At 51.7% G+C, this 21,001-nt stretch carries 15 protein-coding genes; 8 read left to right on the forward strand and 7 right to left on the reverse strand.

The annotated features are described in order from the left end of the window. Positions 1-10: 10 nt before the first annotated feature. Entirely contained in the window at positions 11-787 is a 777-nt protein-coding gene (gene argB / locus AC0IXI_RS22945; RefSeq protein WP_120066756.1) for an acetylglutamate kinase, read from the reverse strand. 15 nt (positions 788-802) lie between these two features. Next, positions 803-1,807: an N-acetyl-gamma-glutamyl-phosphate reductase gene (gene argC, locus AC0IXI_RS22950; protein ID WP_232866031.1), complete on the reverse strand. Its 1,005-nt coding sequence runs from the start codon at positions 1,805-1,807 to the stop codon at positions 803-805. 184 nt (positions 1,808-1,991) lie between these two features. Here argC and argE point away from each other — a divergent pair, with 184 nt between their 5' ends. Further along, positions 1,992-3,143, forward strand: a complete 1,152-nt coding sequence (gene argE / locus AC0IXI_RS22955) for an acetylornithine deacetylase (RefSeq protein WP_471683161.1) — start codon at positions 1,992-1,994, stop codon at positions 3,141-3,143. 240 nt (positions 3,144-3,383) lie between these two features. Continuing rightward, positions 3,384-6,035 (forward strand): phosphoenolpyruvate carboxylase, encoded by a 2,652-nt coding sequence (gene ppc / locus AC0IXI_RS22960; protein WP_471683162.1) that lies wholly within the window; start codon positions 3,384-3,386, stop codon positions 6,033-6,035. Positions 6,036-6,087: 52 nt separating this feature from the next. Here the strand turns inward: ppc and katG are convergent, their stop codons facing one another. From katG to metB, 4 genes are all read right to left on the reverse strand, one after another. Next, positions 6,088-8,268, reverse strand: coding sequence for a catalase/peroxidase HPI (katG, locus tag AC0IXI_RS22965; protein ID WP_471683163.1), 2,181 nt, complete (start codon positions 8,266-8,268; stop codon positions 6,088-6,090). A 244-nt stretch (positions 8,269-8,512) separates the two neighbouring features. Then, positions 8,513-9,403 carry a methylenetetrahydrofolate reductase gene (gene metF, locus AC0IXI_RS22970; RefSeq protein WP_064515096.1) on the reverse strand — a complete coding sequence of 297 codons (891 nt, stop codon included), beginning with the start codon at positions 9,401-9,403 and terminating at the stop codon, positions 8,513-8,515. A 228-nt stretch (positions 9,404-9,631) separates the two neighbouring features. Then, the gene (locus AC0IXI_RS22975) at positions 9,632-12,064 is read right to left on the reverse strand and encodes a bifunctional aspartate kinase/homoserine dehydrogenase II (protein ID WP_471683164.1); all 2,433 of its coding nucleotides are present in this window, start codon (positions 12,062-12,064) and stop codon (positions 9,632-9,634) included. A gap of 2 nt (positions 12,065-12,066) precedes the next feature. Further along, positions 12,067-13,227 carry a cystathionine gamma-synthase gene (gene metB, locus AC0IXI_RS22980; protein WP_134187637.1) on the reverse strand — a complete coding sequence of 387 codons (1,161 nt, stop codon included), beginning with the start codon at positions 13,225-13,227 and terminating at the stop codon, positions 12,067-12,069. Between the two features lie 263 nt (positions 13,228-13,490). Here metB and metJ point away from each other — a divergent pair, with 263 nt between their 5' ends. Then, positions 13,491-13,808: a met regulon transcriptional regulator MetJ gene (gene metJ, locus AC0IXI_RS22985; RefSeq protein WP_034461414.1), complete on the forward strand. Its 318-nt coding sequence runs from the start codon at positions 13,491-13,493 to the stop codon at positions 13,806-13,808. Between the two features lie 192 nt (positions 13,809-14,000). On the opposite strand, the gene rpmE is transcribed toward metJ, so the two are convergent. Continuing rightward, positions 14,001-14,216, reverse strand: coding sequence for a 50S ribosomal protein L31 (gene rpmE, locus AC0IXI_RS22990; RefSeq protein WP_034461415.1), 216 nt, complete (start codon positions 14,214-14,216; stop codon positions 14,001-14,003). Positions 14,217-14,424: 208 nt separating this feature from the next. Here rpmE and priA point away from each other — a divergent pair, with 208 nt between their 5' ends. From priA to hslU, 5 genes are all read left to right on the forward strand, one after another. Continuing rightward, positions 14,425-16,620: a primosomal protein N' gene (priA, locus tag AC0IXI_RS22995; RefSeq protein WP_471683165.1), complete on the forward strand. Its 2,196-nt coding sequence runs from the start codon at positions 14,425-14,427 to the stop codon at positions 16,618-16,620. A gap of 165 nt (positions 16,621-16,785) precedes the next feature. Continuing rightward, positions 16,786-17,820: a DNA-binding transcriptional regulator CytR gene (gene cytR / locus AC0IXI_RS23000; RefSeq protein WP_134187639.1), complete on the forward strand. Its 1,035-nt coding sequence runs from the start codon at positions 16,786-16,788 to the stop codon at positions 17,818-17,820. 89 nt (positions 17,821-17,909) lie between these two features. Beyond that, positions 17,910-18,887, forward strand: coding sequence for a cell division protein FtsN (gene ftsN / locus AC0IXI_RS23005; RefSeq protein WP_064515083.1), 978 nt, complete (start codon positions 17,910-17,912; stop codon positions 18,885-18,887). Positions 18,888-19,101: 214 nt separating this feature from the next. Then, positions 19,102-19,632, forward strand: coding sequence for an ATP-dependent protease subunit HslV (hslV, locus tag AC0IXI_RS23010; RefSeq protein ID WP_064515081.1), 531 nt, complete (start codon positions 19,102-19,104; stop codon positions 19,630-19,632). A 9-nt stretch (positions 19,633-19,641) separates the two neighbouring features. Beyond that, positions 19,642-20,976 (forward strand): HslU--HslV peptidase ATPase subunit, encoded by a 1,335-nt coding sequence (gene hslU, locus AC0IXI_RS23015; RefSeq protein WP_064515079.1) that lies wholly within the window; start codon positions 19,642-19,644, stop codon positions 20,974-20,976. Positions 20,977-21,001 lie beyond the last annotated feature (25 nt).

Here is a 21,001-nt window from a genome sequence, read left to right on the forward strand (position 1 = left end):
TATTTTAAAATTAAGCTAAGATCCGGGTGCCAATGGCTACACCGTTAAATAATGATGGTAACTGCTCCGCGTGACGCCAGGATGCGATATCCACCGGGCGACCCAGCGTGCGTGCTGCATCCAGCGCCGCGTTAACTTTCACTATCATGCCGTCGGTAATAATGCCCTGAGCGATTAACTGCTCAGCTTTCGCCGCCGTCATTTCTGCAATACGTTGCCCTTTGCCATCCAGAATGCCGCTGACATCTGACAGCAGAATCAAATCCGCACCAAGCGTTGCGGCCAAAGCGGTCGCCGCCTGGTCAGCATTCACGTTCATCAACTCACCTTCAGCAGTGACGCCAATAGAGCTGACAATCGGCAGGAAACCAGAATCTAAAAGCGTGGTAATCAGCTTAGCCGAACCCGGTTTTGCAAGCCCTACATGGCCCAGTTCTTCATCCAGTTTTGTGACCGTCACACTGTCGCCATCACCGAGACAAAGACCCACACCATTGATGCCATGCTTTTTCGCCCACGCCAACAAGGTTTTATTCGCCGTCCCAGCAAGCGCACCAGTAATGATGTCAATCTGGTCAGCAGGCGTGACACGCAGGCCGTTTTTCTTTGTCACTGGCAACGAGAGCTTTTTCATCAACTCGTCCACCAGGCAACCGCCACCGTGCACAATCACCAACGGACGTTGGTGGGATTCGCGATAGTTCACCAGCGCCGTAAATAGGCGCTCGAGCGCTTCTTCGCTATCGAGCAGTACGCCGCCTAATTTGATAATTAATGGATTCATCATGTCACCCGGCATCAATTAAATAAGAGACTGCGTTTCGGCAAAGCCAAAACGAATATTCAGGCATTGCACAGCCTGAGCTGATGCGCCTTTCAGAAGATTGTCTTCCGTGGCGACGACAATCAGATGCTCACCCTGCACCGCAAAACCGATATCGCAGAATGGCAGCCCAACCACATTTTTCAGTGCCGGCACACCTTTGTCATACAGGCGCACTAACGGTTTATTCTGGTACGCCTGATTAAAAACATCGGCGATTTGTTGCTGCGTCACACCGGCGTTCAGACGGCAGGTGATGGTTTCCAGAATCCCACGCGGGAAATTGCCCAGGTGAGGTGTGAAAATCACCGGAGTACCAAGATGCGTCGAAATTTCTGGATGATGGCGATGGTTAAAAATGCCATACGGTTGCAGGCTCACTTCGCAGAAGCTGTTGGAAATCGCGGCCTTACGCCCTGCACCACTGACCCCGCTGGTTGCGTTAATCACTGGCCATTGCGTCAAATCCAGCAACCCGGCATCAATCAGCGGTTTTAACGCCAGTTGCGCCGCCGTCGGGTAGCAACCTGGGACTGAGATCAAACTGGTTTCTTTCAGTTTGTCGCTCTGCCATTCAGCAAGCCCATACACCGCCTGCTCCAGTAGTTCCGGATGTTGATGGGTAAAACCGTAATAGCGTTGATAGAACTCAGCATCGTTAACGCGGAATGCACCAGAAAGGTCGATAACAACACAGCCTTTTGCCAGGAATTGTGGCGCCAGATCGTGACTCACTTCGTGGGCCGTGGCGAGGAACACCACATCGACGCCGTCAGTAAATTCGCTGATATCCGACATCGCCTGTAACGGCATGTCGACAATACCTTTTAATTGCGGATGCAATTCAGATATCAATTTTCCTGCGTCATTACTTTGCGCTGAAACCGTCAAAGCGGTTATGTTCATATGAGGATGGCGATTCAAATAGTTCACAAGCTCTGCGCCTGCATAACCGCTGGCACCAACAATCAGCGTATTCAACATCTCGGCTGTACACCTTCTTAGGTTGTGTCTGCTAAAGGTGTCAGCTGGTAAGCCATCACCCAACGTGCAATTACGTGGTTAAATCCACCGGAACCTGGGGTTCCCTTACGGCAGTTAATATTGTATTTTTATTCAATATAAATGCATGATTATGTATACCAACCCGAGCTAAGGCCTGTCAACAGTGAAGATGAAATTACCTCCTTTTATCGAGATTTACCGCGCGTTGATCGCGACTCCTTCCATCAGCGCCACCGACAGCGCGTTGGATCAGAGCAATGAGTCTTTAATCAATTTATTGGCTGGATGGTTCCGCGACCTGGGCTTCAATGTTGAAGTACAATCGGTTCCTGGTACGCGCAATAAATTCAATATGCTGGCGAGTACCGGAAACGGTGCCGGTGGCTTACTGCTGGCAGGGCATACCGATACGGTGCCGTTTGATGATGGCCGCTGGACACGCGACCCGTTCACGCTGACTGAGCACGAAAACAAGCTGTACGGTCTCGGCACTGCCGACATGAAAGGCTTCTTTGCCTTTATTCTTGATTCATTGCGCGATGTGGATGTGACGCAGCTTAAAAAGCCACTCTATATTCTGGCGACAGCTGATGAAGAAACGACGATGACGGGCGCTCGCTATTTCTCTGAGACCACCCATATTCGCCCGGACTGCGCAATCATTGGCGAACCGACGCCATTGCAGCCCGTCCGTGCGCATAAAGGCCATATCTCTAATGCGATTCGGATTCTTGGCCAGTCCGGTCACTCCAGCGATCCTGCTCGCGGTGTGAATGCAATCGAACTGATGCACGATGCTATCGGCCACATCATGTCGCTGAAGAACACCCTGAAAGAGCGTTATCACCATGATGCCTTCACCGTGCCGTATCCAACGCTAAACCTCGGTCATATCAGCGGTGGCGATGCCGCCAACCGTATTTGTGCTTGTTGTGAATTGCATATGGATATTCGCCCGCTGCCGGGTCTTACGTTAAACGACCTGAACGGTTTGCTTAACGAAGCACTGGAGCCGGTTAGCCAGAAATGGCCTGGCCGCCTGACGATTTCTGAGCTTCACCCGCCGATTCCGGGCTATGAATGCGCCAAAGACCACCAGTTAGTACAAGTCGTTGAGAAACTGCTGGGTGCGCAAACCGAAGTCGTGAACTACTGCACCGAAGCGCCATTTATTCAGACGCTTTGCCCAACGCTGGTTCTTGGCCCGGGTTCTATCAACCAGGCGCATCAGCCAGACGAATACATCGAAACGCGGTTTATTGAGCCAACGCGCAAACTTATTACCCAGGTTATTCATCATTTTTGTTGGCATTAAAAATAGCGATTCAGGGGGTTTTGCCCCCTTTTTACGCTGCTTTTTAGCGGATCCTCATAAGAAACGCTTATCCACGAAGTTAGTAATTAAATTTCATGAATTAGCGCAATTTATTCGTTTGCTGAAACGATTTCGTAGCAATTGACGAATGAGGACTTACGTGGCTTTATAAAGACGGTGTTGAACCTTCACGGGTGAAATTAAATTACATATCAGATTGGATAGGGTGTCTGGGGTCATATGAACGAACAGTATTCCGCTTTGCGAAGTAATGTCAGTATGCTCGGCAAGTTGCTCGGGGATACCATCAAGGATGCGTTAGGTGAAAACATTCTTGACCGCGTAGAAACAATCCGCAAATTGTCAAAGTCTTCACGGGCTGGCAATGAGGCAAACCGCCAGGAGCTGCTAACCACGTTACAGAACCTGTCTAACGATGAACTACTCCCTGTAGCCCGTGCATTCAGCCAATTCTTGAATCTGGCCAACACCGCCGAGCAATATCACAGCATTTCAGCCAATGGCGAAGCCGCCAGCAATCCCGAAGTTATCGCTAAGACACTCCAAAAATTAAAAAATCAGCCGGACCTTAGTGAAGCTGCCATTCGTGATGCTGTTGAGTCTTTGTCACTGGAATTAGTTCTGACCGCACACCCAACCGAAATCACCCGTCGCACCCTGATTCACAAACTGGTTGAAGTAAATAGCTGCCTCAAGCAACTCGACCACAGCGACATCGCCGATTACGAACGTAACCAGATTATGCGCCGTCTGCGCCAACTGGTCGCTCAGGCATGGCACACCGATGAAATCCGTAAGCACCGCCCTTCCCCTGTAGATGAAGCAAAATGGGGCTTTGCGGTAGTAGAAAACAGCCTGTGGGAAGGAGTTCCAAACTACCTGCGTGAGCTGAACGAGCAACTCGAAGACAACCTGAATTACAAACTGCCTGTCGATTTTGTTCCGGTACGTTTCACTTCATGGATGGGCGGCGACCGCGACGGCAACCCGAACGTGACTGCTGATATTACCCGTCACGTTCTGCTGCTAAGCCGCTGGAAAGCAACCGACCTGTTCTTGCGCGATATTCAGGTACTGATTTCCGAACTCTCGATGGTGGAATGCACGCCAGAGCTGAGTGAACTGGCCGGCCCAGACGCTGCACAAGAACCGTATCGCTGCATCATGAAAGGCATTCGTCAGCAATTACTGGCGACACAAGCCTGGCTGGAAGCTCGCCTGAAAGGCCAGCGCCTGCCAAAACCTGAAGGTTTGTTAACCCAAAACGAACAGCTTTGGGATCCGCTCTACGCGTGTTACCAGTCGCTGCAAGCGTGCGGAATGGGCATTATAGCCAACGGTCAGTTGCTTGATACCCTGCGCCGCGTGAAAAGCTTCGGCGTGCCATTAGTGCGCATTGATGTGCGCCAGGAAAGTACTCGTCATACCGAAGCACTCGGCGAAATGACGCGTTACCTGGGCATTGGCGATTACGAAAGCTGGTCTGAAGCCGACAAACAAGCATTCCTTATCCGCGAACTGAATTCCAAGCGCCCTCTGCTGCCACGCCAGTGGGAGCCGAGCGATGACACCCGCGAAGTGCTGGAAACCTGCAAAGTGGTTGCCGAAGCACCGCGTGGTTCTATCGCCGCGTATGTTATCTCCATGGCGAAAACACCTTCTGACGTGCTGGCCGTTCATCTGCTACTCAAAGAAGCTGGCTGCACCTTCGCTCTGCCGGTTGCGCCGCTTTTTGAAACCCTCGATGACCTGAACAACGCCGACGACGCCATGACTCAGTTGCTGAATATCGACTGGTACCGCGGCTTTATTCAGGGCAAACAGATGGTCATGATTGGCTATTCTGACTCTGCGAAAGATGCAGGCGTGATGGCGGCATCCTGGGCGCAATACCAGGCTCAGGACGCACTGATCAAAACCTGCGAGAAAGCCGGAATCACCCTGACGCTGTTCCACGGACGTGGTGGTTCTATCGGCCGTGGCGGTGCGCCTGCGCACGCAGCTCTGCTTTCTCAACCGCCGGGCAGCCTGAAAGGCGGCCTGCGTGTGACTGAACAAGGCGAGATGATTCGCTTTAAATACGGTCTGCCAGAAATCACTATCAGCAGCCTGTCGCTCTACACCAGTGCGATTCTCGAAGCCAACCTTCTTCCACCGCCAGAGCCGAAGAAAGAGTGGAAACATATCATGGAGGATCTGTCTGTAACCTCGTGTGATATGTATCGTGGATATATCCGCGAAAATGAAGACTTCGTGCCGTACTTCCGTTCGGCAACGCCTGAGCTTGAACTGGGTAAACTGCCGCTGGGCTCACGCCCTGCGAAGCGTAAACCTAACGGTGGCGTTGAGTCTCTGCGTGCTATCCCATGGATCTTCGCCTGGACGCAAAACCGCCTGATGTTGCCAGCCTGGCTGGGTGCCGGTGCTGCGCTACAAAAAGTGGTCGAAGATGGCAAACAAGACGTGCTGGAAACCATGTGCCGCGACTGGCCATTCTTCTCGACTCGCCTTGGCATGCTGGAAATGGTGTTTGCAAAAGCTGACCTGTGGCTTGCGGAATATTACGATCAGCGCCTGGTGAAACCAGAGCTGTGGGCACTTGGTAAACAACTGCGCGACCAACTGGAAGCCGACATCAAAGTGGTACTGGATATCGCCAACGATTCGCACCTGATGGCTGACCTGCCATGGATTGCCGAGTCCATCCAGCTGCGTAACATCTACACCGACCCATTGAACGTATTGCAGGCTGAATTGCTGCATCGCTCACGTCAGTTGGAAGATAAAGGTGAAGAGCCAAATGCGCAGGTAGAACAAGCATTGATGGTGACGATTGCAGGTGTTGCAGCAGGTATGCGTAACACTGGTTAAGCCTCATAAAAAAATCCCCGCATCAGCGGGGATTTTTACGTCAGATACCGCCTTACTTCAGGTCAAAGCGATCCAGATTCATCACTTTCACCCATGCCGCAACGAAGTCTTTCACAAACTTCTCTTTAGCGTCACCGCAGGCATAAACTTCCGCCAGTGCACGCAGCACAGAGTTGGAACCGAAGACCAGATCAGCGCGTGTCGCTGTCTGCTTCACTTCGCCGGTTTGACGGCAACGGCCTTCAAACAGTTCTGAAGAGTCATCAGTCGCCTTCCATTCCGTGCCCATATCCAACAGATTGATAAAGAAATCGTTACTGAGCACACCTAAACGCTCGGTGAATACGCCATGCTTGCCGCCATCAAAGTTCGCACCCAGCACACGCATACCACCAACCAAAACGGTGAGTTCAGGTGCAGTCAGCGTAAGTTGCTGTGCTTTATCAATCAGCAGGGATTCTGTTGTCGCCGCATCCACACGAGCACGGTAGTTACGGAACCCATCGGCTGTAGGCTCCATAAGGTTGAACATCTCGATATCTGTCTGATCCTGGCTGGCATCCACACGCCCAGGAATAAACGGCACGCGAACGCTGATACCAGCCGCTTCCGCCGCCTGTTCAACACCCACAACACCCGCCAGCACGATGATATCGGCCAGTGACGCTTTACCAGACGCTTTCTGAATTGCTTCTAACGCAGGCAATGCACGCGCCGCTAAAGCATTCACATCCCAGTTGCGCTGAGGTGCCAGTGCCAGGCGTGCGCCATTGGCTCCGCCACGTTTATCGCCGCCACGGAAAGTCGACGCCGACGCCCAGGCTACAGAAATCAATTCACTGACAGAAAGGCCAGAATGGGCAATTTCTGCTTTCAGGTGATCGATATCAGCAGGCGTTGGGCTGAATGTCGCTTTCGGCAACGGGTCCTGCCAAATCAGTTCTTCTTTTGGCACTTCCGGGCCGATGTAACGCGCAATTGGCCCCATATCGCGGTGGGTCAATTTGAACCATGCACGGGCAAAAGCTTCATTGAAAGCTTGTGGATCATTGAGGAAGCGACGGGAAATTTTTTCGAATTCCGGATCGAAACGCAGCGTCAGGTCGGTGACCAACATTGTCGGTTTACGTTTTTTCGATGGATCAAACGGATCAGGAATAATTTCAGGCGCATCGGCCGCTTCAAACTGAATTGCACCAGCAGGGCTACGTGTCTGGACCCATTCGAATTTGAACAAGTTCTCGAAGAAGTAGTTACTCCACTGGGTTGGTGTTTGTGACCAGACAACTTCCAGGCCAGATGTAATTGCATCTGCACCGGCACCACTGCCGTAGCTGCTCGTCCAACCTAAGCCTTGCGCTTCAATCGGTGCAGCTTCCGGGTCAACACCCACATGGGTTGCTTCTGCTGCACCGTGAGTTTTGCCCAACGTATGACCGCCAGCGATAAGCGCTACAGTCTCTTCGTCGTTCATCCCCATATTGCCGAAAGTAGCACGAATGGCAGCAGCGGCAGAGAGTGGTTCACCGCTGGCGTTTGGCCCTTCGGGGTTAACATAAATCAGCCCCATCTCGGTCGCGGCTAATGGGCGTTTAGCAAGTGCCTCCGGGTCGCGATGTTCCAACCAGGCTTTTTCATTACCCCAGTTCACATCCAGATCTGGCTCCCAAACATCTTCACGCCCGGCACCAAAACCAAAGGTGCGGAAGCCGGAGTTTTCCAGCGCGACGTTCCCCGCCAGTATAAACAGGTCGGCCCAGGATATTTTCTGGCCATATTTCTGTTTGATAGGCCACAGCAGGCGGCGAGCTTTATCAAGGCTTACGTTATCTGGCCAGGAGTTAAGTGGAGCAAAGCGTTGCTGACCACGACCTGCGCCACCACGTCCGTCCAGGGAGCGGTAAGTGCCGGCACCATGCCAGGCCATACGAATAAATAGCCCGGCATAGCTGCCCCAATCGGCAGGCCACCACGGCTGGGAATCAGTTAGTAATGCTTTTAGGTCGCCTTTCAGCGCGGAATAATCGAGTTTGCTGAATTCTTTGCGGTAATCAAAATCTTCGCCGAAGGGGTTAGAGCGGTTTGAGTGCTGATTGAGGAGATCAACACGGAGTTGTTTCGGCCACCAGTCCCGCGTGCTTGTTCCGGCTCCTGCACTCACATCATGACTGCCCTGATGAAACGGGCACTTCCCTGCTGACAACGTATTATGATCGTTTTCGTTTGTGCTCATCTTCCTGCTCCCTTCATTATTTTAATACCAGGATATACAGCTCTGCAGATAAGTTATAGATGAAAAAAACTACAGATTTGATAGTTATTTCCTGCTGGCTAATGAGCAACATAGCAAAAGTCTTTCGAAGAAACGTCGACAGCAACATAAACTTTCAAAACTTAACATTACAAATGAAATGGGTATTGTGAGGGGGAGTGGATCCAGAGGGCAAAGTCATGGCCCTTGCGGGCCATTATCAGAATTAAACTGCCGGGCGAACACCCAGAGTGTGGCAAATCGCATAGCTCATTTCGGCACGGTTAAGCGTGTAGAAATGGAAGTCTTTCACACCTTCACGGCTGAGGATTTTCACCATATCCATCGCAATATTGGCGCCGACCATTTTGCGAGTTTCTGCATCGTTATCCAGCCCTTCAAACATTTGTGCCATCCAGTGCGGAACACGCACGTTGGTCATGGTCGCAAACTTATGCGCCTGTTTGTAGTTACTCACTGGCAAAATGCCTGGCACGATTTCGACATCGATACCCGCAGCGGCGCAACGGTCACGGAAGCGCAGGTAACTTTCCACATCGAAGAAGAACTGTGTGATTGCACGGTTTGCACCAGCGTCAATCTTGCGCTTCAGGTTAATCAAATCAGCCTGTGCACTTTTCGCTTCCGGGTGAACTTCCGGGTAAGCCGCAACGGAAATATCAAAGTCACCGACATCTTTAAGCAGCGTGACCAAGTCAGAAGCATACATATCTGGCTTGCCACCACCGGGAGGTAAATCACCGCGCAGGGCGACGATATGACGGATACCGCTATTCCAGTAATCCTGCGCAATAGTACGCAACTCGTCGGGAGAGGCATCAATACAAGTCAGATGCGGTGCAGCTTCCAGACCTGTACGGTCTTTAATACCTTTGATGATGCTATGGGTACGGTCACGCTCACCGGAGTTTGCGCCGTAAGTTACGGAGACAAATTTAGGTTTCAGGCTACTCAGTCGATCAATTGAGCTCCACAGGGTCTGTTCCATTTCACTGGTGCGCGGCGGGAAAAACTCAAAGGAAACGTTAATTTGCCCGGCGACTTCGGCCAGACTCTGATTTAGTGCTTCCCGCTGGTTGGCGTGAAAAAAGCTCATACCCTTACCTCATTAATCGCATTTTATTATGTGATGTTGTGTTTTTTTGCTATCCAGACGTTTAGACGTCCAGATAGCAAGATGAAGGAAAAGCATGATTCCGTCAACTGAAAATTCAACACAAGAAATGAGGAATTCTCACCCAAATTGAATTTTCCTCATGTTCGATTGAAAAGAATAAAAAAAGGCCAGCAATCGCTGGCCTCAGTATTTTTGTGTTTCAGCGAGTTATAGCAATTGCGCCAGACGATTGAGATCCGACTGAATAGCGCCAGCTGTTACGTCACGACCAGCACCTGGCCCACGAATAACCAGCGGGTTATCGCGATACCAACGGCTTTCGATAGCAAACACGTTGTCGCACGGTAGCAGCGAAGCCAGTGGATGCTCAGTGCGCACAGCTTCCACACCGACACGCGCTTTACCATTCGCATCGAAACGCGCGACATAACGCAGAACCAATCCCATTTCCTGAGCCGCTTCAAAACGCTGAAGCATTTGGTCATTCAACTCATCACCATTTTCAAAGAAATGGTCAATTGAGCCAGTCTCACTGCCGTTTGTAACCAGCGACTCAACACGAACCTGATCCGGCTCGATGTCGTAACCTGCTTCGCGAGCCAGGATCACTAGCTTGCGCATCACGTCTTTCCCGGAGAGATCGACGCGTGGATCGGGTTCTGTTAGCCCTTGCTGCCAGGCCTGGTCCACCAGCTCGGTAAATGGCACCGTGCCATCGAATTGCAGGAACAGCCATGAAAGCGTACCGGAGAAAATACCGCTGATAGCCAGAATGAAGTCGCCGCTTTCGCGTAAATCACGAACGGTATGGTTTACCGGCAAACCAGCGCCCACGGTGGCGTTATACAGCCAGTGGCGGCCCGTCTTGGTAAAAGCGTTACGAATTTCACGGTACTTCTGGCTATTACTGGCGCCCGCAAGTTTATTGGCGCTGATAACGTGGAAACCGTGGCTGGCAAAATCGAGGTATTGATCGGCCAGTTGTTCACTCGCAGTCACATCCAGAACCACCAAATCATCATAGGGATGCGCACGCATCCATTGGAATAGTGATTCTTCATCCTGTTCTACCGCTTCGTCGTTGAAGAAAGCGAGAGCACGGCTGGCATCCAGACCTTCATAATTCAGCAAGCTGCGGCTGCTATCTACTACACCTGAAAGCACGAATTCAAAACCGGTTCGTGCAGAGATGGTTTCTTGCTCGCGGGCAAACAGCTCCAGCCAGCGTGAACCAATGTTCCCTTTGCCGAACAGAACCAGACCAATACGTTTTTCAGCACGGAACAGTGACTTATGCAGACCCTTAATGAGGTTTTCTGTTGGGCCAACACGTAGTACCGCAACCAGGCTAATACCATCTTCGGACTGCCAGATAAACTCAACAGGCTGATCTTTCAATTGCTGCCAGAAACGATGGCTGTGAAGTGGGTTACGGCAAACGCCCGCACCAACCATTGCCACCAGAGCTAAGCCTTCACGCAGACGTAATTCGCCCGGAAGAGCTGCTTCCTGAAGAGTTTGTAGTGCGCTGCCAGCAACTTCTGAGGTGTAGCAAAGCTGAAGCAGGTTACGGTCAGGATGAACGCCAATCGACAACGGGCGAATCTGAGCGCGGTTTAGCAGGGTATCTAGTTCTTTGTGCGCCAGCTTGAAATCTTGCTGTGGAGCAACCTGAAGTTCGATCAGGCAAACATCATCGTGGCTGGTAACGATTCGCGCACCAGTACCAGAAGCCAACACTCGTTCGATACGAGTTGACCCTTGTTCTGGTGAATAGCTACAACGCAGTTGCAGATCGATATCGCTACCAGAAACAGGCTGCAAAGTACGAGCGTGCAGCACTGGGGCGGCAAGACGGGCCAGTTCACTGGCTTCATCCAGACGCAGCAGCGGCAGCAAGCAAGCATCTTTCACTTTACGCGGGTCAGCACTGTAAACCCCGGCAACGTCACTCCAGATGGTCACACGGGAAACCCCAGCCAGTGCACCAATTTGAGTTGCGGAATAGTCAGAACCGTTACGGCCCAGCAGAACCGTTTCGCCCGCGTCGTTACGGCAGATAAAACCGGTAACCACGAGGCGTTTGTTCGGATGCTGCGCCATAAGCTCTTGTAGCAGCGGCCAGGATAAACCTTCATTAACTTGTGGCTGAGCTGCACGCTCTGCACGCATAAATTCGCGTGCATCCAACCATGCAGCCGGGTGACCTAACTGATTCAGCACCGCAGACATGAGGCGTGCAGACCAAATTTCACCATGGCCTACAACTTCGGAATACACTGCGTCGGTCATTTTGCCATCCAGCAAACCCGCCAGACGCTCAAGATCGTGAATAAATTGACCGATTAAAGTATCAGCAACATCAGGTGCAACAAGGCCACTAATCAGCTCGCTCTGATAACGGCGCAGTGCTTGCTGAACCTGATGGGCAGAAAGGCGATCGCTTTGGCTTAATTTTAACCAGTTAATCAACTGATTAGTGGTACTACCCGCTGCGGAAACAACCATCATGTCGCCAGGTTTTGAATACTCGGCCATGATCCCCGCAACGCGTAGATAGCACTTCACATCTGCCAGACTACTGCCACCAAATTTATGCAGCTGACGACCCGACGCCCCTGCTGGTGCTGAAACACTCATGCTTACCCCTCGGCTGCAACCCGGAACGCATTTTCCAGGTCAGCAATTAAATCTTCGCTATCTTCAATGCCAGTCGAAATACGCAACAAGGTTTCAGAGATCCCCGCTGCAGCACGCGCTTCTGGCGCCATGCCCGCGTGGGTCATCGTCGCCGCGTGTGAAATCAAACTTTCTACTCCACCCAGCGATTCCGCCAGCGTGAAGAGAGTCAGGCTACTCAGGAATCGACGCAGCGTTTGCTCGTCGCCGTTAAATTCAAAACTTAGCATCGCGCCAAAACCTTTTTGCTGACGAGCAGCAATTTCATGGCCCTGGTTTTCAGGCAGCGAAGGATGATACAGCTTTTTCACCAGCGGTTGAGTTTGCAGGAAATCAACAATCGCCTGCGCGTTGCGTTGCGCCACTTCCATACGTGGTGAAAGCGTGCGCAAACCGCGCAATAGCAAATAACTATCGAAAGCACCGCCAGTCACGCCAATGTTATTTGCCCACCAGGCAAGCTCAGTGACAGTTTCGGCATCTTTCGCAATCACTACGCCCGCAACAACATCTGAGTGACCATTCAAATATTTGGTACATGAGTGCAGAACCAAATCCGCACCCAATGCCAATGGGTTTTGCAAAGCCGGGCTCAAGAAGGTGTTATCCACCACACTGATTGCCCCAACTTCACGCGCGGCGGCGCAGATTTTCGCAATATCTACCACTCGTAACAAGGGATTACTTGGGCTTTCGACCAGCACGAGTTTTGGTTTTTCGTTAAGTGCCGCAGTTAAAGCCGCTTCATCTCCTTGATCGACAAACAAAACGCGATAGGCGCCGCGTTTTGCCAGGCTATCAAACAAACGGTAGCTGCCACCGTAACAGTCATGCGGAGCCACTAACAGGTCGCCAGGCTTAAGGTAAACGGTGGTTACCAGATGGATTGCCGACATACCGGTATTCGTCAGCACAGCGCCAGCTCCGCCTTCCAGCTCTGCCAGTGCGCGCTGAACAACATCACGCGTAGGATTGCCACGACGCGAATAGTCATGCGCGCGCGGTTCGTTAAACCCGGTGAAATTATAAGTACTGGAGAGATGGATTGGCGGTACAACGCAGCCGTATTGCTCGTCATCGTTCAAACCGCTACGTACTGCGATAGTTGCCTGTTTGCGCGTCATGGCTCTCGAATCCTTGCTGGTCGAATAAAGGTCAGGCACCAGAGTAAACACTGCCGAGTTAGACGTCAATACATCTGGACATCTAAACTTCTTTGCGTATAGATTGAGCAAACACGCAATAGCCGTTAAAATTATACGCTTTAGGGTGATAGCGTCGCAGACCGCGAATCAATAAACGCTTACACTACGACCAGATAATCGCTTCTGCCGCGCATATTACCGGTGGAAGCCTAAATACATTGATTAAGAGGATTAAGTATCTCATGGCTGAATGGAGCGGCGAATATATCAGCCCTTACGCTGAGCACGGGAAGAAGAGTGAGCAAGTAAAGAAAATTACGGTGTCCATTCCTCTGAAGGTGTTAAAAATCCTCACCGATGAGCGTACCCGTCGCCAGGTGAATAACCTGCGTCACGCAACAAACAGTGAGCTCCTGTGCGAAGCATTCCTGCATGCGTTTACCGGCCAACCACTGCCAAATGATGCAGATCTGCGCAAAGAGCGTAGTGATGAGATTCCTGAAGCGGCGAAGGTGATTATGCGCGAGTTAGGGATTGATCCAGAGACGTGGGAATACTAGCTCTAACCGTTATCCTTCAAGTTGCTGCGGCGTTGGCTGCACTCAATCGCCCCAGTCACTTACTAGTGTAAGCTCCTGGGGACTCTTTCATTTGCCGCCTTGCAGAAACTCGAATGCTAGCGGTTATAAGAAAGTGACAGATACAAAAAAGGCGCCGTTAGGCGCCTTTTTCTTACTACCGTCGGCGAAAAATTACTTCTTCGCGCCTGGAACGCTGAAACGCTTGTTGAAGCGGTCAACGCGGCCACCGGTAGCAACATCACGCTGCTTGCCAGTGTAGAACGGGTGGCATTCGCCACATACGTCCAGGTTCAGATCATGACCCACGGTAGAGCGAATCTTGATAACATTACCGCATGAGCAGTTTGCAGTAACTTCTGCGTAGTTCGGGTGAATATTCTTTTTCATGGAAAACCTCTGTATAAGGCCGCGTCGCTCTTCCAGCCCTAACGCCAGACACCACGCGAAGTTGATAAATTAGGTTTTTTGATACCAAAAACTGCGCATCAAAGGCGGCGAATCATACAGAACCCCGCCAGCGTATGCAAACTGATCCGCATTTTCTGGAGTACACAGTGTACACTATCTCGTCATTTTTATCAGTTCGGAAATATTGATGCCTGTCGCCCACGTCGCTTTGCCGGTTCCCCTTGCCCGTACTTTTGACTACTTCGTTCCTGAGGGAATGCAGGTGGAGTCAGGCTGTCGCGTCATGGTGCCGTTTGGTAAACGCCAGGCTGTCGGGATTGTCGTCACTGTTAGCGAGCACAGCGAATTGCCGATTAATGAGCTAAAGCCAGTTGCTGAAGTTCTGGATGGCGCTTCGTTGTTTCCTGTGTCTCTGTGGCGCGTTCTGCTGTGGGCGGCTGAGTATTACCACCATCCGCTTGGCGATGTCCTCTTCCACGCCCTACCAGGTTTGCTTCGCGAAGGAAAACCCGCGCACCATGCGCCGTTGTGGTACTGGTTCGCTACAGAAGAAGGCAAAGCTGTAGACCTCAATAGCCTGAAGCGCGCACCGAAGCAGCAACAAGCATTGGCGGCGGTACGGCAAAATATCATCTGGCGTCACCAGGTGAGCGAAATGGAAATCAGCGAGCCTGGATTACAAGCGCTGCGGGCCAAAGGTTTATGTGACCTGAAAAGTGCCGCCCCTGCGGCGACGGACTGGCGCGATAGCTATTCCGTTGAAGGCGAGCGCTTACGGCTGAACACCGAGCAGGCTACTGCTATCGGCGCTATCCACAGTTCTGCCGACCATTTTGCGGTCTGGTTACTTGCGGGTATTACCGGATCAGGCAAAACGGAAGTGTATCTTAGCGTGTTGGAAAACGTGCTGGCACAAGGCAAACAAGCGCTAGTTCTGGTCCCTGAAATTGGCCTGACGCCACAAACCATTGCCCGTTTCCGTGAGCGTTTTAACGCTCCGGTCGAAGTGCTGCACTCCGGGCTTAATGACAGTGAGCGTCTTGCTGTGTGGTTAAAAGCTCGTAGCGGCGAAGCAGCGATTGTGATTGGCACCCGCTCGTCCCTGTTCACACCGTTTTGCCGACTTGGCGTCATTGTTATAGATGAAGAGCACGACAGCTCTTACAAACAGCATGAAGGCTGGCGTTATCACGCTCGTGATTTAGCCGTGTACCGTGCACATGCGGAAGATATTCCCATCATCCTCGGCTCAGCGACCCCCGCCCTTGAAACATTGCACAACGTTCAATTGGGAAAATATCGCCAGTTACGCCTGACAAAACGCGCCGGTAATGCGCGCCCGGCAACACAGCAAGTGGTGGACTTAAAAGGCCAGCCACTGAAATCCGGCCTGGCGCCTGCGCTTATCAAAAAAATTGGCCAGCATCTTAAAGCTGACAACCAGGTGATCCTGTTTCTTAACCGCCGCGGGTTTGCTCCCGCTCTGCTGTGCCATGAATGCGGCTGGATAGCGGAGTGCCCGCGCTGCGATCACTACTACACCTATCATCAGGGCCAGCGTCATTTACGTTGCCACCATTGCGACAGCCAAAGAGCTATTCCTCAGCAATGCCCACATTGTGGCTCCACCAATCTGGTTCCTGTCGGTATGGGAACGGAACAGCTCGAACATAGCCTGACACCGGAATTCCCGGGCGTGCCGATTTCGCGTATTGACCGCGACACCACCAGCCGTAAAGGTGCGCTTGAGCAGCAACTGGCGGAAGTCCATCGCGGCGGTGCTCGTATTCTGATTGGTACGCAGATGCTCGCGAAAGGCCACCACTTCCCGGATGTGACTCTGGTAGCTTTACTCGATGTCGATGGCGCACTGTTTTCGGCTGACTTCCGCGCAGCGGAGCGTTTTGCACAACTTTATGTCCAGGTGTCTGGCCGCGCCGGACGCGCCGGTAAGCAAGGCGAAGTCATGCTGCAAACTCACCATCCTGAGCATCCTTTATTACAAACGCTTCTCTCCAAAGGTTATGACGACTTCGCAAACCAGGCACTGAAAGAGCGCCAGGCGGTATTCTTGCCGCCGTTTACCAGCCACATCATGTTCCGCGCAGAAGACCAAAATAACCATCAGGCGCCGCTCTTCTTGCAGCAGTTACGAAACCTGCTTGAGTCCAGCCCTTTACGAGATGATCAGCTCTGGGTTATGGGTCCGGTGCCATGCTTGCAACCCAAACGCGGTGGGCGTTTCCGTTGGCAAATTCTGCTGCAACACCCTTCGCGCGCGCGTCTGCAACGCCTGGTCAGTCATTCGTTGAAGCTGGTCAATACTTTACCGGAATCACGCAAAGTGAAGTGGACGCTGGATGTTGATCCAATAGACGGCTAGCACAAAGCCCTGTGGTTATGCGAAGCGGATCGAAAATTTCAACAACCATCACACTTTTAATGAAATAACTGTAACCAACGAACATCAATTTCTGCTAAGAATGTGGACATGGTCAGACACCACGGACGTTGTCAGCACCTGTACAGTGCACGCGAGGAGAAGAAGTTGAAGCCGAAGAATCAGGTTGCCAATGCAACCATGAAAGATGTTGCTGTTCAGGCGAAAGTCTCAACTGCAACGGTGTCCAGGGCATTAATGAACCCGGACAAAGTATCGCAGAGCACTCGTAATCGTGTGGAACAAGCGGCAATAGCCGTAGGTTATTTACCCCACTCCCTGGGGCGAAATCTAAAGCGTAATGAATCACGCACCATTCTGGTTATTGTCCCGGATATCTGCGACCCCTTCTTTAGCGAAATCATCCGCGGTATCGAAGTGACGGCTGCCGAACAGGGCTACCTGGTGCTGATTGGCGATTGCGCCCACCAAAATCAGCAGGAAAAAACCTTCATTAATCTGATTATCACCAAGCAGATTGATGGCATGCTGCTGCTCGGCTCACGCCTTCCCTTTGATGCCAGCATTGAAGAACAACGCAATTTACCGCCGATGGTAATGGCAAACGAATTTGCTCCTGAGCTGGAACTGCCTACGGTTCATATTGATAACCTTACGGCCGCATTTAATGCTGTTTATTATTTACAGCAGCTCGGCCATCAAAAAATTGCCTGTATTGCAGGCCCAGAAGAGATGCCGCTTTGCCACTATCGCTTGCAGGGGTATATCCAGGCATTGCGTCGTACGGGTGCAGTAATTGATCCGCACTACATTGCGCGTGGTAACTTTACCTATGAAGCCGGTGCCGCTGCATTGTCGCAGCTGCTGGCGCTGCCAAACCCGCCGACTGCGGTGTTCTGCCATAGCGATGTGATGGCGCTGGGCGCACTGTCTCAGGCCAAGCGAAATGGCTTACGCGTGCCGGAAGACTTATCGATTATGGGCTTTGATGACATCGCACTTTCACAGTTCTGTGACCCACCGCTCACCACCGTAGCTCAACCCCGTTTTGATATCGGGAGGGAAGCTATGCTGTTGTTATTGGATCAACTTAACGGGCACACCGTGAGTAGTGGTTCGCGTTTGCTGGACTGTGAACTCATTGAACGAGGCTCCACCAGCGCACCTGGCAGTAGAAAATGACCCGCTTTAGGACACTGGATTCTGGTCAAAGGGATATCCATTAAGTAACATGGCGGGCTGATAAACGAATAAAATATAGCGAATCAATAGTGGCACAACGAGATTATGTACGCCGCGGGCAATCGGCAGGTACGCGGCGTAAGAAAAGTAACACCCGCAGTAAGCAACGCAGCCTACCATCTGTCTCGCCGACAATGGTCGCAATTGCGGCCGCCGTTCTGGTGACCTTTATTGGTGCTCTCTACTTCATTACTCATCATAAAAAAGATGAAAGCGAAACCCTGCCTGGCCATAAAGTCACAGGAAATGGTCTGCCACCTAAACCGGAAGAGCGCTGGCGTTATATCAAAGAACTGGAAAATCGCCAGACGGGTGTGCGTGCCCCAACCGAACCATCTGCCGGTGGTGAAGTGCAGAATAAAGATCAGCTCACCAGCGAACAGCGCCAGTTACTGGAGCAGATGCAGGCCGATATGCGCCAGCAACCTACTCAGTTGAACGAAGTGCCGTGGAATGAGCAGACGCCGGAACAGCGTCAGAGCACCTTGCAGCGCCAAAAAATTATTCAGCAGCAGCAAGCCCAACAGCAACAATTCAATACTCAATCTGTTACGGCACAACCGCGGCCTGTTCAGCAATCACAGCCTGTAGCACAGCAGCCACGCCCGGTGCAGCAGCAACAACGCACCACGGCATCTCAGCAGCCGTATCAAGATTTGCTGCAAACACCGCCGCATACTCAACAGCGTGCAGCGGCGCAAACCGCTCAACCAGCAGCGCCGATTACCCGTGAAGAAGTGGTCAAACAGGCTCCGGCACCTCAGGACAAGCCGAAAGATGAGAAACGCTGGATGGTACAGTGTGGCTCCTTCAAGGGTGCCGAACAGGCAGAAACTGTCCGTGCGCAGCTTGCTTTCGAAGGTTTTGATTCACGCATTACCACCAACAATGGCTGGAACCGCGTCGTCATTGGCCCAATCAAGGGCAAAGAGAAAGCTGACGGTACAATTAGCCAGTTGAAGATGGCAGGCCACTCTAACTGTATTCGTCTTGGTGCTGGGGGTTGAAACCCCCAAAATCCCCCCATCTATAATTGCATTCAACCCCAAACACATTTTGGGGATCATATTTCTACCCTAAATAATTCGGGTTGAAGGAAGGCGGCAAAAGAAGGAGTCCCGATGAGCTTACTCAAGTAAGTGATTCGGGTGACTGAAAGCAGCCAACGCAACTGCAACTTGAATTATGACGGGTATAGCTGATGCAATAAGGGGTCTGCTCGTGACAACAATAGTAAGTGTGCGCCGTAACGGCCATGTCGTAATCGGTGGTGATGGTCAGGCCACGCTCGGCAATACTGTAATGAAAGGCAACGTTAAAAAAGTACGTCGTTTGTATAACGACAAAGTGATTGCCGGTTTTGCTGGCGGCACTGCGGATGCCTTTACCCTATTCGAACTGTTTGAGCGCAAGCTAGAAATGCACCAGGGCCACCTGGTGAAAGCTGCGGTTGAACTGGCAAAAGACTGGCGTACCGATCGCATGCTGCGCAAGCTCGAAGCGTTGCTTGCCGTCGCCGATGAAAATTCATCTCTTATCATCACCGGTAATGGTGATGTGATTCAGCCAGAAGATGATCTGATTGCAATTGGTTCAGGTGGCCCGTATGCGCAGGCAGCGGCACGTGCACTTCTTGATAACACCGAACTGGGTGCTCGTGACATCGTAGAGAAATCGCTGGGGATTGCCGGTGATATCTGTATCTACACCAACCATTTCCATACTATTGAAGAATTAGCGTCTAAGGCGTAAGGAATCCCCATGTCTGAAATGACTCCACGCGAAATTGTCAGCGAACTGAATAAACACATCATTGGCCAGGACAATGCCAAGCGTTCCGTGGCGATTGCGCTGCGCAACCGCTGGCGCCGTATGCAGCTTAATGAAGAGCTGCGCCATGAAGTTACGCCAAAAAACATTCTGATGATCGGCCCAACCGGTGTCGGTAAAACCGAAATCGCCCGTCGTCTGGCAAAACTTGCCAACGCACCGTTCATCAAAGTCGAAGCCACCAAATTCACCGAAGTGGGTTATGTTGGTAAAGAAGTTGATTCTATCATCCGCGATCTGACCGATTCTGCGATGAAAATGGTTCGCCTGCAATCCATCGAGAAAAACCGCTACCGCGCCGAAGAAATGGCCGAAGAGCGCATTCTTGATGTGCTGATCCCACCAGCTAAGAACAACTGGGGCCAAAACGAAACGGCACCTGAGCCATCTACCGCGCGCCAGTCTTTCCGTAAGAAATTGCGTGAAGGCCAGTTAGACGATAAAGAAATTGAGATCGATCTGGCTGCAGCACCGATGGGCGTTGAAATCATGGCTCCTCCTGGCATGGAAGAAATGACTAGCCAGTTGCAGTCAATGTTCCAGAACCTGGGCGGTCAGAAGCAAAAACCACGCAAGCTGAAAATCAAAGAGGCGATGAAACTTCTGATTGAAGAAGAAGCCGCGAAACTTGTGAACCCGGAAGAACTGAAGCAAGACGCCATTGATGCCGTCGAGCAACACGGTATCGTGTTTATCGATGAGATCGACAAGATCTGTAAGCGTGGTGGCAACAGCTCCGGCCCGGACGTTTCCCGTGAAGGCGTTCAGCGCGACTTACTGCCACTGGTCGAAGGCTGCACCGTTTCGACTAAACACGGAATGGTCAAAACTGACCACATCCTGTTTATCGCATCTGGCGCATTCCAGGTAGCAAGTCCGTCAGACCTGATCCCAGAATTGCAGGGTCGTCTGCCAATTCGTGTGGAATTGCAGGCACTGACTGTTGAAGATTTCGAGCGCATTCTGACTGAGCCGAACGCGTCTATCACCGTGCAGTACAAAGCATTGTTGGGCACCGAAGGCGTGAATATCGACTTCACCGAAGACGGTATTCGCCGCATTGCTCAGGCTGCATGGCAAGTGAACGAGTCCACCGAAAACATTGGTGCGCGTCGTCTGCACACTGTTCTGGAACGCCTGGTTGAAGACATCTCTTACGATGCCAGCGAGATGAACGGCCAGTCCATCCTGATTGATGGCGAATATGTCAGTAAACATCTGGATGAGTTGGTAGCAGATGAAGACTTGAGCCGTTTTATCCTATAATCGCGCTCAACGTATTTTCTTCATT

It is taken from the genome of Buttiauxella sp. AC038, from assembly GCF_979253565.1.